Raw genomic sequence first — 14,153 nt, forward strand, 5'->3', positions numbered from 1 at the left:
GCGCACCGAACCAATGCCGCCGATCACCACCACCACAAAGCACATGATCAGCACCGAGCTGCCCATGCCGGGGTACACGCTGGCGATGGGCGAGGCGATCATGCCGGCAATGGCGGCCAGTGCCACGCCCAGCGCAAACACCACGCCATGGATCAACCGGATGTTGATGCCCAGGGCCTCGGTCATTTCCCGGTTGAAGGCACCGGCGCGGATTTTCATGCCCAGCCGGGTTTTGGAAATCAGCAGGTACAGGCCCAGCGCCAGCCCCACGCACACGGCTGAAATCACCAGCCGGTACACCGGGTAAGAGAGGTTGTCGGTCAGGGGAATCGACCAGTTCACCAGCTCGGGCACCTGCACCGCGTGCACGTCGTCGCCCCACAGAATGGAGCGCACCTCTTCAAAGATGTAGATCAAACCAAACGTGAGCAGCACCTGGTCCAGGTGGTCGCGGTGGTAGAAGTGGCGAAACAACAGCCATTCCAGCACCCAGCCCAGCGCCACGGCCAACACCGTACCCACCAGAATGGCCAGCACCAGACTGCCCAATTGCCCCGCCAGAAACCAGGCCAGGTAGGCGCCCAGCATGTAGAAGCTGCCATGCGCCAGGTTCACCACGCCCATGATGCCGAAGATCAGCGTGAGGCCCGCAGCCAGCATGAACAGCAACAGGCCGTATTGCAGGCTGTTGAGCAACTGGATGAGAAAGTTGGCGAAATCCATAAAACTCGGGGTCGTTTGAGGACGGAACAAGTGAGGGGGTTGTGCAAGCCACCATCCCAACCTTCCCCCAGCGGGGAAGGCGCAAGACAAACCTCCCTTCTAAGGGACGCTTGTGACGCTTGGGACGGGACGGTGGCGGCGGCTGAGGGGGGGGCTGTCTTACCCGCGCCCTCTGGGGGAGGGTTGGGGTGGGGGCATCCCCTCGAACAAAAGCCATCAGCCCATGCGGCAACCGGTGGCCGGGTCGGCCACGGCTTTGGCCGCAATGCCAATGACCTTGTTTTCTTTGTTGGCCACCTGGCGCAGGTACATGTCCTGAATCGGGTTGTGGGCCGGGCTCATGGTCCATTTGCCGCGTGGGCTGTCGATCACGGCGCCTTCCATGGCGGCGTACAGCGCCTTCTTGTTCGACAGGTCGCCCTTGACGGCGTTGGCACCTTTGATGAGCAACAAACCGGTGTCGTAGCCCTGCACCGCGTACACGTCGGGCTGCATGCGGAAGGTCTTGGCGTATTCCAGGCGAAACTGCTTGTTGCGCGGTGTGTCCAGCGAGTCGCTGTAGTGCATGGTGGTCAACACGCCGTCGGCGGCGGGGCCAGCGGCTTCCAGCACGCCTTCGGTCAGGAAGCCCGAGCCATACAGCTGGATGTTTTTGCTCAAACCGGCGGCGTGGAAGTCGCGCATGAACTTGGCCGCGCCACCGCCAGCGAAGAAGCAGGCCACGGCGTCGGGTTTGAGCGAGGCAATCTCGGTCAGCAGGGCCTGGAATTCCACGTTGGGGAAGGGCAGACCGAGTTTTTTGACGATGGTGCCACCGGCTTCGGTGTAACTTTTCTCAAAACCCTCGTAAGCCTCATCGCCTGCGGCGTAGTTCCAGGTGATCCACACGGCCTTTTTGTGGCCGCGGTCCACCATGGCTTTGCCCAGCGCCAGCGTGGGCTGCGAGTTGGAAAACGAGGTGCGGAACACGTTGGGCGAGCACTGGGCGCGCGTGGCCACGTGTACACCGGCGTTGGGAATCAGGTTGAGCACACCCGTGTCACGGGCCACTTTGTGAATGCCCATTTGCACGCCCGAATGCACCGTGCCCACCAGCACATCCACCTTGTCGCGCTGCACCAGGCGGGTGGCGTTTTCAATGCCCTTGGCGGGGTTGGATTCGTCGTCCACCTTGAAGAATTCAATGTCTCGGCCACCGAGCTTGCCGCCTTGTTCGTTCAAGGCCATGCGGAAGCCGTTTTCAATGGCCACGCCCAGCTGCGCAAAGGTGCCGGTGTACGGCAGCATGAAGCCCACGCGCACTTTGTCGGACTGGGCGCGCACCATTTGCGGCAGCAGCAGGCCGGTGGACGCGGCGCCTATCACGGCAGCGCTGCGGGTCAAAACAAGTCGGCGGGTGGTCATGGTCAATCTCCAGGTTGGGGTTGTCGGTCAGCGGGTCAATGTAGGCGTGTCGGGTGCGTTTGGGGATAGTGAATTACCCGTACTTCATGTCTAAAGTATTGACGCTTAAAAAGCGGTGCCTGCCAGCGTGTCGCCCGATACGATTCATTGGGTGGCCAATGCACGTGGCAGCCAGTTTCGGCACCAGGCCACGCCTTCCACCTCCGGCTCGGTGCCGGCAGAGGCGTCGTGCCGGAACACATCGCCAATGCGCACTGCGCCCAGGTCGGTCAGTCGCTCGTCAAAGCGCTGGCCACCGTTGCAGAAGGTCTGGGGGTAAGCGCTGTCGCCCAGCGCGATCACGCCGTAACGAACAGCACCCAGGAAGCGGGGTGACTGCCCCAGCGATTCATACAGCGCTTTGGCGTTGTCGGGCACATCGCCGGCACCGTAGGTCGAGGTGCAGATGATATATAGTGCATCCTCCTCAAAGGCGCTGATGTCCAAACTGTCCATCATGCGCACTTCAATGGTGCCCACCAGATCCGCACAATCCATCTCGATGGCTTGCGCGATGTACTCGGCGGTGTTGGTCATGGTGCCAACCAGGATTTTGAGTTTTCGATTGTTTTGCATGGCGTGACCTGCAATATAGTTCACATTTGCATGCGTGCCGATGGGTGAAAACCCTTGTGTCCGGTCTTTCCGCTGTGCCGGGCACATGGGGTGGGGACAGCGCTGGGCAGAGCCGCCGTGTGTGCGGGTCCCATCAAGCGGGTGCGGAGGATGGGCTTGCCCGAAGGCATTCGGGTCCATCTATGCAAGCCGCATGAAACCCCAGGTTTTCCGAACCGTTCCCCTTGGTTCGATCCCATGAGGGCGCTCCATGGGCCCTATGTTGCGGCGGGTTTCACCCTGGAAACGGCGTGTGACCGCGCTCTAACCGCTGCAGATGCCTGTGAATACGGAGCATGTTGCCCACGCGCAAGCGCACCTCGCCAGCCCACGCGGACCTGTCCCATGGCCGTTTTTAGGTGGGCAGGCATTTGGGACCTGCATGATTTTGTCCCGGTCAGAAGTTTCACCAAATCGTCTTAGGTGCCAGCAGCCGTTCCACCGGCACACCGCCTTCGAGGTGGCTGTTGAAGATCTCGGCCACGTCGGCATCGGTCACGTTGCGGTACATCACCGCCTCCGGGTAGACCAGCACGTTGGCGCCCTGGTCGCAAGGACCGAGGCAGCCCGAGTAGGTGACCGACAGCTGGTCGTAGGCCTGGCGCTTCTGCTGCTCGGCCCAGAAGGCCTGCAGCACGGCGGTGCCGCCCTTGCTGGCACAGGAGCCGCGCGGGTGCTGCGGCGGACGGTTCTGGGTACAGACGAAGACGTGACGTTGAGGACGAGGCATGGGATTTCCTTTGAATGACGGAGAGCCAAAGCAGCGGCTGGCGGAGCGCGGTGACCCCAACCAAGAATGCCGCGGAACCGGCTTTGCCGGGCCGCAGGCATTGCCCCTTGAGGGGGATGCGGCTACACGCAGTGAGCAAGCAACGGGGTGCTATCCAAATTTGAACAAGATGCCGTGCCCGCCCCGCGGGTACTCCCAGTTCACGTTGCTGAACTCCGAGCAGATGATCCGGCAGCTGCCGCACTCCAGGCAACCGTCGGTGATCAGGGTCACGCTGCCGTTGCCTTCGGCCTTGTAGCAGGACGCAGGGCACACGTAGGTGCAGGACTTCTGCGCGCAGTCGTTGGCGCAGACGCTGGCATCCTTGATCTGGATGTGCGGCCGGCCCGCGTCGACGCGGTAGCGGTTCTGAAACAGTTTCTCTTCGACATTCACAGTCACGGCAACGGCGCTCATCGGAAAGCCCTCCAGAGTTTGACGGCGTCACCCACCAGGCCGGTGAGCGAGCGCGAGGTGCGGAAGCTGGAAAAAATCTCGCGTTCCTTGGTCTTCTTGTCCACGCCATCGACGGTGAACATCTTGTGCGCGGCCTTGGACACGAGCTCGGGGTAGGTGGTGAAGAACTGGTTGTTCTTGTGGAAGACCTCGGGCATGTCGCGGTACTTGTGCAGGTCCTTCATGACGAAGCTCTTGTCGAGCTCGGTCTTGTAGGACTTGAGCACCGCTTCGCTCATGGGCTTGCCCGCAGCCTTGGCGGCGATCACGGTCTCGGCCGCCAGGCGCCCGGTGGTCATGGCCAGGTTGCTGCCTTCGCGGTGCACGGCGTTGACGAAGCCGCCCGAGTCGCCCACGATCATCCAGCCGTTGCCGTAGACCTTGGGGATGGCGTAGAAGCCACCTTCGGGGATCAGGTGGGCGGCGTATTCCTTCATCTCGCCGCCCTGGATCAGCGGAGCGATCGAGGGATGTTGCTTGAGCTTTTCCAGCAGGGCGTAGGGGCTGGTCTTGTTCACGCTGCCCTTGAAATCGCCCAGCATGCAGCCGATGCCGATGGTGAGCGATTCCTTGTTGGTGTAGAGGAAGCCCGTGCCCATCATGCCGTCGGTGATCTTGCCGACCATCTCGATCACCACGCCTTCTTCTTCGCCGATGTTGAAGCGCTGGCGGATCGTGTCTTCGGGCATGAAGAGGATCTCTTTCACCGCGAGTGCGACGTTGCTGTCCTTGATCTCGCCGTGGAAACCGGCCTTGCGCGCCAGCGTGCTGTTCACGCCGTCGGCCATGATCACCACGTCGGCGTACACGTCGCCGGCTTCGCGGTCGCACTGCACGCCCACCACCTGCTCGCCGTCCATGATCAGGTTGTTGACCGTGGTCTCGCAGATCAGCAGCGCACCGGCCTCGCGCACCTTGGAGCTGAACCACTTGTCGAACTGCGCGCGGATGATGGTGTAGCGGTTGTAGGGCGGCTTGTTGTAGTCGTCGCTGCGGTAGTGTGTGCCGACGAAGCTGTTGTCGTCGAGCACCCAGACGCGCTGCTCGATGATGTGGCGCTCCAGCGGCGCGTCATCGCGGAAGTCGGGAATGATCTTCTCCAGCGCGTCGCTGTAGAGGATGGCGCCCTGCACGTTTTTCGAACCCGGGTATTCACCGCGCTCGATCTGCAGGACCTTGAGGCCGGCCTTGGCCAGGGTGTAGGCGCAGGCGTTGCCCGAGGGCCCTGCGCCCACCACGATGGCGTCGAATTGAGAGGGTTTTTTCATGGCGTTCCCCAGAGGTGGTGGACGGGATCAGGCAACCAGAGCGCTGCGCTTGGACAGGTGTTCGGCGAACGCCTTGGTCAGCGCGGGCAGCACCAGCATGGCGTTGCCGACAATGCCGTAGTGCGCGAATTCGAAGATGGGGGCGTTCGGGTCGGTGTTGATGGCGACGATCACGTCCGAGCCTTCCATGCCCACGCGGTGCTGCACCGCGCCCGAGATGCCGGCGGCGATGTAGAGCTTGGGCCGCACGGTCTTGCCGGTCTGGCCCACCTGGCGCTCGGCCTCGACCCAGCCGGCCTGCACGACGGGCCGCGTGGCGCCGACCTCGCCGCCCAGCACCCGCGCCAGTTCGAACACCAGCTTGAAGTTGTCGGGGTTCTTCAAGCCCTTGCCGCCGCTCACGATGACGTCCGCGTAGGGCAGGTTGATCTTGTTGCTGTGGGCATCGGCGATGAAGTCCAGCAGCTTGGTGACGATCTGCGTCTCGACCATGCCCAGGGTGTCGTGGACCAGGGTGCCGGTGCGGCTGCTGTCGGCCTTGGGCATCAGCATCACGCGCGGGCGCACCGTGGCCATCTGCGGGCGGTAGGCCAGGGTCATGATGGTGCAGTAGAGCGAACCGCCGAAGGTGGGGCGCGTGGCGGCCAGGGCCTTGGACACCGGGTCGATGTTGAGCTCGGTGCAGTCGGCGGTCAGGCCGGTGAGCAAGGTGGTGGCCACCGAACCCGCGAGGTCACGGCCTTGTGAGGTCGCGCCCAGCAGCAGAATCTCGGGCTTGTACTTGTTCACCAGGTCGGTCAGACCCTTGGTGAAGGGTTCGTTGCGGTAGCCCTTGAGCACCGGGTCGGTCACGATGTACACGGTGTCGGCGCCGAAGCTGATGGCCTCGGCCGCGAACTTGTCCAGGTGCTCGTCGGCGCCGCCCAGCAGCACCGCACCCACGGAACTGCCCAGGGTGTCGGCGAGCTTGCGCGCCTCGCCCAGCAGCTCCCACGACACGCTGTGCACATGGCCGCGGTCGTGTTCGACGAACACCCAGACGCCCTTGTAGGCCTTGAGCTCTTCCGACAGTTCGAGGTTGCGGCCGCGGCCGGCGGGGCGTTTGGCGGGTGCAGCAGGGGTGGTGGGGGCGTTCATGCTGACTCCTTCATGAGCAGGTCGGCTTCAAGGGTGGGGTGGCGGGTGAAAACCTTTTGCAAGAGGTTGAGCGAGATGTCGCGCAGGTTGGATGTCTCCAGGTTCAGCATCTCCACCTTCTCGGTGCGTGGCGAGGGGCCGAAGACCTTGCTCACCACGGTGGGCGAGCCCTTCAGGCCGATCTTGCCGATGTCCTCGATGGCGGCGTCTTCCTTGCTCCACTTGCGCACCGGGTACGCTGCGGCGTGGATCATGGCGGGCAGGTTGGCGAAGCGCATTTCGTTGGTGTTCTCCAGCATCGTGATCAGGCAGGGCAGGGCCGTTTTCAGCACCTGCACGCCGCCTTCGGCACGCCGCTCGACGGTGATCGTGCGGCCGTCCAGGTCGGTCTCGACGATGCGCGACACATAGGTCAGCAACTGCAGGCCCATGCGCTTGGCGATGCCCGGGCCGACCTGGGCCGTGTCGCCGTCGATCGTCTGCTTGCCGGTGAAGACGATGTCCACCGCCTGTTCCTTGGCGATCTGGCGGATGCCGGCGGCCAGCGCGTAGGACGTGGCCAGCGTGTCGGCGCCGGCGAAGGCGCGGTCGGTCACGAGCACGGCGTCGTCGGCGCCGAAGCTGATGCACTTGCGCAGCGCCTCTTCGGCCTGCGGCGGGCCCATGCACAGCACGGTGACCTTGCCGCCGAACGTGTCTTTCAGGCGCAGGGCCTCTTCGAGCGAGAACAGGTCGTAGGGGTTGACGATGGCCGGCACGCCCTGTCGCATGATGGTGTTGGTGACCGGGTGGACCCGGATCTGTGCCGAGTCCGGCACTTGTTTGATACAGACGACGATGTGCATGGAAATTTCCTTTCAGCAAACGTTGGCGGGCAAGGGCCTTAACCGGGACACACCGTGGAACTGGCTTCGCCAGGCCACTGGTGTGGTCCCCCCTTCAGGGGGGAAGACGCGAAGCGGCGCAGGGGGGGGTGCTTCATGCTTCAGGCGACCATGCGGGACGGAACCGAACTCTTCAGGCTGTCCAGCGTGACGTGCTGTTTGCCGCCGACGTCCTGGAACACCTTGAACACCTTTTCCTGCGCCGGCGTGGACCTCACGAAATCGGCGTAGGCCTTGACCAGCTGCTCTCGGTAGACCGTGTAGAGCGCCAGTTCGTCCTCGGCCGAGGGCAGGGTTTGCTGGCGGATGTACTGGAAGAAGCGCTTGAGGATGTGCAGCCGGCTCACGTTGACCACCGACTGCTCAAACGGCACGCCGAAGTACTGCAGAAAATCCTCGGCCGATGACAGGGCCTTGAGCTGTTGAACGAAGTTATCCATTGGGAATTACTCCACGGTCGCGGGTTGAAGATGGGGTTTCGCGGTCGCGAACCCCGGTTCGGCACATTGATCGTCACAAAGTCCGCAGGCGTTGTCGGCGCTGGCCAGGCCCTGGCTGTGGGCCAAGCTGCGTTCCAACTGGGCCACGCGGTCGAGCAGGCAGGCAATCGCCTTGCCCACGGGGTCGGGAATGAGGTGGTGTTCGAGGTCGAAGCCATGCGTGGTGCGGCGCGCTGGCGCAACCACACGGCCCGGAATGCCGACCACGGTGGCGCCGGCCGGCACGGCCTCAATCACCACCGAATTGGCCGCGACCCGGGCGCCGTCGCCGACCCTGATCGGGCCGAGGATCTTGGCGCCCGCGCCGACCACCACCTGGTGGCCCAGGGTCGGGTGGCGCTTGCCGGCGCGCCAGCTCGTGCCGCCCAGCGTGACGCCGTGGTACAGCGTGACGTCGTTGCCGATCTCGGCCGTTTCGCCGATCACGACACCGGTGCCGTGGTCGATGAAGAAACGCGCGCCGATGCGCGCACCGGGGTGGATGTCGATCTGTGTCAGCGCACGCGACACGAACGACAGCCAACGCGGCAGGTAGCGCCAGCCACGGGTCCACAGCGCGTGGGCCAGGCGGTGCAGGGCGATGGCTTGCAGGCCGGGGTAGATGGTCCAGACCTCGATCAGGCTGCGGGCGGCCGGATCGCGGGTGAGCACGCAGCGCGCGTCTTCGCGCAGCAGACCGAACCAGCCCGCGGGTGCTGCTGCGCTTGCGGCGAGGGTGTCGCTGTTGCTGTTCGGGTTCATGCCCGTCCCCAGCCGGGTGAAACGTTGGCGATGTTGTGCGCGTCCATCAAAAAGCCACGCAGCTCTTCGGGTGTGGCTTCCTGCTTCACGCGCATGGCGTGTTCGCGGATGCGGGCCAGCACGCGTTCGGTCAGTGCATCGTCCTCAATCGCCAGGCCCATGGCGCCGAAGGCCAGGCGCACAGCCTGCGAGCCCGAGTGTTTGCCCAGCACCGTGCGGCGCTCGCGGCCGAGTTCGCCCGGGTCGAAGCCTTCGTAGGTCGAGGGGTGTTTCTGCAGCCCGTCGATGTGGATGCCCGACTCGTGGGTGAACACGGCCTCGCCGACGATGCTCTTGTTGAAGGCCACCGAACGCCCCGAGGCGCGCGCCACGAGTTGCGAGATGCCGAGCAGGGCCTGGGTGTTCACGCCGGTGTCGGTTTGCTGCAGGTGGCGCGCGGCCATCACCACCTCTTCCAGCGCGGCGTTGCCGGCGCGTTCGCCCAGGCCGTTGACGGTGGTGTTGGCGTGGGTCGCACCGGCGCGCGCGGCGGCCAGGGTGTTGGCGGTGGCCAGGCCCAGGTCGTCGTGGGCGTGCATCTCAATATCGAGGTCCACCGCGTCGCGCAGGCGGGCGATGGCGTCATAGGTGGCAAAGGGGTCGAGAACACCCAGGGTGTCGGCGAAGCGGATGCGGCTGGCGCCACAGGCCTGGGCGCGGCGCGCCACTTCAATCAGAAAGGCGCTGTCGGCGCGCGAAGCGTCTTCGGCACCGAACGAGATCTGGCGGCCACTGTGAGCGGCTTGGCTGATCAGGCGGGTGACCTGCTCCAGCACCCATTCGCGCGACTGGCGCAGTTTGTATTGCAGGTGGATGTCGGAGACCGGCATCGAGAGGTGCACGATCTGCGCGTTGCAGCGCAGCGCGCTGGCCAGGTCGGTCTCGGTCAGGCGGCCCCAGACCATCAGGCGGGCGGGCAGCTGGAGCGCGGCGATGGCGTTGATGCAGGCGATCTCTTCGTCGCCCATGGCCGGGATGCCGATTTCCATCTCCGGCACCCCCGCGGCCGAGAGGGCCGAGGCGATGGCACATTTCTCGGGTACCGTGAACGCCACCCCGGCGGTTTGTTCGCCGTCGCGCAGCGTGGTGTCGTTGATGATGAGATTGCGTGGCATGTGAGCGGCATCCTTTGGTGGGCTTGATCGCAAGCACCGTGCCACCTGTTTGGAGGGCTCAAAACCGGCTTTTCCGCGTCGCATGGGGCTGGTTTGTCGGGTCTGGTCTGCTCGGTGCGTTCTGCCCGTGCTTTGCCCATGTCGGGAATGTGTTGTTTCGGACAGGGGCCGTGCTTCTCTCTCATGGCTCCTTGCTGGCCAAGGCGTGTGCGGGCAGGCCGCAGCGCTTCGGTGAGGCGGTCGGTGCTGCGCACCGACTTCCCTGCGATGCTCGCGGCCGTGGCCCGTCGCACAACTCGCTGCGTTCGCTGCGCGCTCTCCGCTCAGACAAGTGCGACAAGTCAGTCTTTGAGGCGCGCTGCGCGCGCGGCCACGGCCACTGCGCTTCTCGGCGCCTCACAGGCGCGCTGCGGCCTGCCCGCACACGCCTTGGCAACAGACGTATTGGCGCGCCACCGGTGGAATACCCGTTCGCTTCTTGCTGCGGCAGGCGCTGTCCGGTGGGGGCGATTTTCCGGGGTGGCTGTGGCCGCCCGTCTGGGGCCGGGCGCGCAAGTGCGCGCTTCGTTGTCTGACTCGCGGCCATTGTCTGAGCGGAGAGAGCGCAGCGAACGCAGCGAGTTTGGCCGCGCCGGCTCCAGACGGGTGGGCGCAGCGAAGTCGGCGCAACGCGCCGACCACCCCGGATGAGCCCCCACCGGGCGGCGCCTGCCGCAGCACGCGAGGTGCTTCGAGCGAAACCTAAAGAAGAGAATCCAGGTCAGTGCTCGCGCGCATGGTTGCGCGTGTGGCGCGGGAACTCGATCACCAGATCGGCTTCGCGCAGCTTGACGCAGCAGGCCAGGCGCGACTGCGACTCCAGTCCCCAGGCGTGGTCGAGCTGGTCTTCTTCGTCGTCCTTCGGTTTGGACAAGGACGCGCCACCTTCGCGCACATAGACATGGCAGGTGGCGCAGGCGGCCACCATTTCGCAGGCGTGTTCGATGGCCACGCCGTGGGTGAGCAAAGCCTCGCAGAGCGATTCGCCTTTGGACACGTCGATCTCCTTGCCCTCGGGGCAAAGGTCGGGATGGGGCATCAGGCGGACTTTGGGCATGGGGTTCCTAAGGAGTCAAACTGTCCATGGAGAGGCCCGTCAGGGCCTTCTGGATCGACGCGTTCATGCGCCGCGCCGCAAACGCGTCGGTGGCGGCAGAAAGTGCATTGGTGCTCAGGCGCAACTCTTCCACCGGGGCTTCGGTCTCCAGCCGGTCGGCCACGGCGTACATGGCCTTGTGAATGGCGTCGATTTCGGTGGGGTTGAGCAGGCCACCGTCTTCGGCGAGCGCGCTTTCGGTCGCGTCCAGCAGACGCCGCGCGTCCACCTGGGCCTCGCGCAGCGCGCGCAGCCGCATGTCGGATTGCGAGGCCGCGATGGCGTCTTGCAGCATGGATGCGATCTGCTCATCACCCAGGCCGTAGCTCGGCTTGACCTCGATGTGGGCCTCGATGCCGCTGCTCTGTTCGCGCGCACTGACCGAAAGCAAACCGTCGGCGTCGATCTGGAAACTCACGCGGATGTGCAGGGCGCCGGCCACGGCCGGTGGCAGGCCGCGCAGTTCGAAGCGCGCCAGCGAGCGGCAGTCGGCCACCGACTCGCGTTCGCCCTGCACCACGTGCAGCGACATCGCGGTCTGGCCGTCCTTGAAGGTGGTGAAGTCTTGCGCGCGCACCGTGGGCAGGGGGGAATTGCGCGGGATCACTTTTTCCACCAGGCCGCCCATGGTCTCGATGCCGAGCGAGAGCGGGCAGACGTCGAGCAGCAGCCACTGGTCGCCGCTGCCGTTGCCGGCCAGCACGTTGGCCTGCAGCGCCGCGCCGATGGCGACCACCTGGTCGGGGTCGAGATCGGCCAGCGGCTCCAGGCCGAAGTAGTCGCGCACCGCGTCGCGCGCGATCGGCATGCGGGTCGATCCTCCCACCAGCACCACGCCGGTGATCAGGGCGGTGTTGAGCTGCGCATCGCGCAGCGCGCGTTTGGTGGCGCTGAGCGTGCGCGCGATCAGCGGCGCACCGAGCGTGGCGAACTGGGCGCGCGAAAGGATGGCCGCCAGCGACTGGCCGTCGGCCAGCGTGAGGCAGAGTTCGGCGCTGTCGTGGCTGGAGAGTTTTTCCTTCGCCGCACGGGCTGCCGTGAGCAGGGCGCGCTGCTGCGAAGGTGGCAAGGCGGCCACGCCGTCCAGGCCGTGTTCGGCGCAGAACCAGGCCGCGATGGCGCTGTCAAAGTCGTCGCCGCCCAGGGCCGAGTCGCCGCCGGTGGACAGCACCTCGAACACACCCTGGGTGAGCTTGAGGATGGAGATGTCAAAGGTGCCACCGCCCAGGTCGTAGACCGCGAAGGTGCCCTCGGCCTGCTGGTCCAGGCCGTAGGCAATCGCCGCGGCTGTGGGCTCGTTGAGCAGACGCAGCACGTTCAGGCCGGCGATGCGCGCCGCGTCCTTGGTCGCCTGGCGCTGCGCGTCGTCGAAGTAGGCCGGCACAGTGATCACCACACCCGAGAGCGGGCCGCCGAGCGAGGCTTCGGCGCGTTGGCGCAGCGTGTTCAGGATCTCGGCCGACACCTGCACCGGCGAGCGCTCGCCCGCCACGGTGTGCAGGCCCACCATGCCCGGGCCGTCCTTGAACCGGTAGGGCAGGCCGGCGGCGTCTTTCAGGTCGGCCAGCGAGCGGCCCATGAAACGTTTGACCGAGACGATGGTGTTGTGCGGGTCGATGGCCTGCTGGGCCTGGGCTTCACGCCCGACCACGGTGGCGCCGTCTTCCAGGTAACGCACCACCGACGGCAGCAGCATGGCGCCGTGTTCGTCGGGCAGGCACTCGGCCACCGCGCTGCGCACGCTCGCGATCAAAGAATTGGTCGTGCCCAGATCAATGCCTGCGGCCAGCCGGTGCTGATGCGGCGCAGCGCTTTGACCCGGTTCAGCGATTTGTAGCAAAGCCATGGTGATCTTTGGTTAGAGCGAAAGAAGAAAGACAACCAACAAAAATCCGATGCCCGGCGTGCAGTGCCTCAACCCAGAACACCGCGGAACCGGCTTGGCCGGGCCGCAGGTGTTGCCCCCTGGGGGGTGACGGGCGAAGCCCGGCGCGGGGGGAGCCATTACACGGCGAAGCTCTCGCCGCAGCCGCAGCTGTTTTTGGCGTTCGGGTTGTTGAACTTGAAGCCTTCGTTCAGGCCTTCGCGCACAAAGTCGAGCTCCGTGCCGTCCAGCATGGCCAGGCTCTTGGCGTCGACGACGAGCTTGGTGCCGGCGGTCTCGAAGCACTGGTCGTCGGGGTTGAGCACGTCGACGAACTCCAGCGCGTAGGCGAAGCCCGAGCAGCCGCTGGTCTTGACCGCCAGGCGCAGGCCGATGCCGCTGCCGCGTTTGGCCAGCGATTTTTCAACGTGCCGCGCGGCGGCGGGGGTCAGTGAGACTTGCATGATGGTTCCTTTCTGTGGAGGGCTGGCCCCTCACCCCAACCCTCTCCCCAGAGGGGCGAGGGAGTAAAACCCGAGACGCGAAGCGGCGCGGGGGGATTCCATTTCAGACTGAAAAGGACGAACCGCAACCGCAGGTGGTCGCTGCGTTCGGGTTGTGGATCACGAAGCGCGAGCCTTCCAGGCCGTCTTCAAAATCGACCCGCGCGCCCAGCACGTACTGCTGGCTCATCGCGTCGACCACCAGGGCCACGCCGGCGGTCACGGTCAGGGTGTCGTCTTCGTTGACCTGGTCGTCAAAGGCGAAACCGTAAGAGAAACCCGAACAGCCGCCACCGGTCACGTACAGGCGCAACTTGAGGTTGGGGTTTCCCTCTTCGACGATCAGCTCGGCCACTTTGGCCGCGGCCGCTGGCGTGAATTCCAGCATGGACGGCAGGGCGATGGGGTCGGCGGGGATTGATGCAGCGGCAGCGACTTGCATGGCGGTGACTCCGGTGGGGTGGTGGGGGCGGTGCGGGTTCAGCCTCTCAGCGCGTGCTGGAGGCGCAGGCGGGTTGCTCCGACACCAGGGTGGCGGTTTCGCCGGTGGCCTGGCGCGAGCGGAAGTCGGCCACGGCCGCTTTGATCGCGTCTTCGGCCAGGATGGAGCAATGGATCTTCACCGGCGGCAGGGCCAGCTCTTCGGCGATCTGCGAGTTCTTGATCGCTAGCGCTTCGTCCAGTGTGCGCCCGCGCACCCACTCGGTGACCAGCGAACTCGACGCGATCGCCGAGCCGCAGCCGTAGGTCTTGAACTTGGCGTCTTCGATCACGCCCTGGGCGTTGACGCGGATCTGCAGGCGCATCACGTCGCCGCAGGCCGGCGCGCCGACCATGCCGGTGCCGACGCTGGCGTCGTTGGCGTCAAAGGCGCCCACGTTGCGCGGGTTTTCATAGTGATCGACGACTTGTTCGCTGTAGGCCATGGTTGTTCTCCGGGTGGGGGTGTGACAAATCGAAT

At 65.2% G+C, this 14,153-nt stretch carries 16 protein-coding genes; all 16 read right to left on the reverse strand.

Translation table 11 applies throughout. From position 1 onward, the window contains the following. Positions 1-723: branched-chain amino acid ABC transporter permease (locus Q7J58_RS13930; protein WP_304829098.1), on the reverse strand; the 723-nt coding region annotated here is incomplete at its 3' end. A 216-nt stretch (positions 724-939) separates the two neighbouring features. Continuing rightward, positions 940-2,127, reverse strand: a complete 1,188-nt coding sequence (locus tag Q7J58_RS13935) for an ABC transporter substrate-binding protein (protein ID WP_304829101.1) — start codon at positions 2,125-2,127, stop codon at positions 940-942. Positions 2,128-2,271: 144 nt separating this feature from the next. Next, complete coding sequence (locus Q7J58_RS13940; protein ID WP_304829104.1) at positions 2,272-2,742, reverse strand: flavodoxin domain-containing protein; 471 nt, start codon at positions 2,740-2,742, stop codon at positions 2,272-2,274. 445 nt (positions 2,743-3,187) lie between these two features. Next, on the reverse strand, positions 3,188-3,511 hold the full coding sequence (locus Q7J58_RS13945; RefSeq protein WP_304829107.1) for a (2Fe-2S) ferredoxin domain-containing protein: 324 nt from the start codon (positions 3,509-3,511) through the stop codon (positions 3,188-3,190). Positions 3,512-3,661: 150 nt separating this feature from the next. Next, entirely contained in the window at positions 3,662-3,967 is a 306-nt protein-coding gene (locus Q7J58_RS13950) for a ferredoxin family protein (protein ID WP_304829110.1), read from the reverse strand. Then, positions 3,964-5,274, reverse strand: a complete 1,311-nt coding sequence (locus tag Q7J58_RS13955; protein WP_304829113.1) for an FAD-dependent monooxygenase — start codon at positions 5,272-5,274, stop codon at positions 3,964-3,966. Before Q7J58_RS13955 ends, Q7J58_RS13950 begins: the two co-directional genes overlap by 4 nt. A gap of 27 nt (positions 5,275-5,301) precedes the next feature. Then, positions 5,302-6,411, reverse strand: a complete 1,110-nt coding sequence (locus tag Q7J58_RS13960) for an electron transfer flavoprotein subunit alpha/FixB family protein (RefSeq protein ID WP_304829116.1) — start codon at positions 6,409-6,411, stop codon at positions 5,302-5,304. Then, positions 6,408-7,256, reverse strand: a complete 849-nt coding sequence (locus tag Q7J58_RS13965; protein ID WP_304829118.1) for an electron transfer flavoprotein subunit beta/FixA family protein — start codon at positions 7,254-7,256, stop codon at positions 6,408-6,410. The genes Q7J58_RS13960 and Q7J58_RS13965 overlap by 4 nt, the downstream gene beginning before the upstream one ends. Before the next feature lie 140 nt (positions 7,257-7,396). Continuing rightward, complete coding sequence (gene nifW, locus Q7J58_RS13970) at positions 7,397-7,735, reverse strand: nitrogenase stabilizing/protective protein NifW (protein ID WP_304829121.1); 339 nt, start codon at positions 7,733-7,735, stop codon at positions 7,397-7,399. Between the two features lie 6 nt (positions 7,736-7,741). Next, positions 7,742-8,536 carry a serine O-acetyltransferase gene (cysE, locus tag Q7J58_RS13975; RefSeq protein ID WP_304829123.1) on the reverse strand — a complete coding sequence of 265 codons (795 nt, stop codon included), beginning with the start codon at positions 8,534-8,536 and terminating at the stop codon, positions 7,742-7,744. After that, the gene (gene nifV / locus Q7J58_RS13980) at positions 8,533-9,690 is read right to left on the reverse strand and encodes a homocitrate synthase (protein WP_304829126.1); all 1,158 of its coding nucleotides are present in this window, start codon (positions 9,688-9,690) and stop codon (positions 8,533-8,535) included. Before nifV ends, cysE begins: the two co-directional genes overlap by 4 nt. A gap of 760 nt (positions 9,691-10,450) precedes the next feature. After that, complete coding sequence (gene fdx, locus Q7J58_RS13985; protein ID WP_304829129.1) at positions 10,451-10,786, reverse strand: ISC system 2Fe-2S type ferredoxin; 336 nt, start codon at positions 10,784-10,786, stop codon at positions 10,451-10,453. A 7-nt stretch (positions 10,787-10,793) separates the two neighbouring features. After that, positions 10,794-12,671, reverse strand: coding sequence for a Fe-S protein assembly chaperone HscA (gene hscA / locus Q7J58_RS13990; RefSeq protein ID WP_304829132.1), 1,878 nt, complete (start codon positions 12,669-12,671; stop codon positions 10,794-10,796). A gap of 158 nt (positions 12,672-12,829) precedes the next feature. Beyond that, complete coding sequence (iscA, locus tag Q7J58_RS13995) at positions 12,830-13,153, reverse strand: iron-sulfur cluster assembly protein IscA (RefSeq protein WP_304829134.1); 324 nt, start codon at positions 13,151-13,153, stop codon at positions 12,830-12,832. A 103-nt stretch (positions 13,154-13,256) separates the two neighbouring features. Further along, complete coding sequence (gene erpA / locus Q7J58_RS14000; protein WP_304829137.1) at positions 13,257-13,634, reverse strand: iron-sulfur cluster insertion protein ErpA; 378 nt, start codon at positions 13,632-13,634, stop codon at positions 13,257-13,259. A gap of 46 nt (positions 13,635-13,680) precedes the next feature. Then, complete coding sequence (iscU, locus tag Q7J58_RS14005) at positions 13,681-14,118, reverse strand: Fe-S cluster assembly scaffold IscU (protein WP_304829140.1); 438 nt, start codon at positions 14,116-14,118, stop codon at positions 13,681-13,683. Positions 14,119-14,153 lie beyond the last annotated feature (35 nt).

This window comes from Hydrogenophaga sp. (assembly GCF_030656115.1).
Taxonomy (GTDB): Bacteria; Pseudomonadota; Gammaproteobacteria; order Burkholderiales; family Burkholderiaceae_C; genus Hydrogenophaga.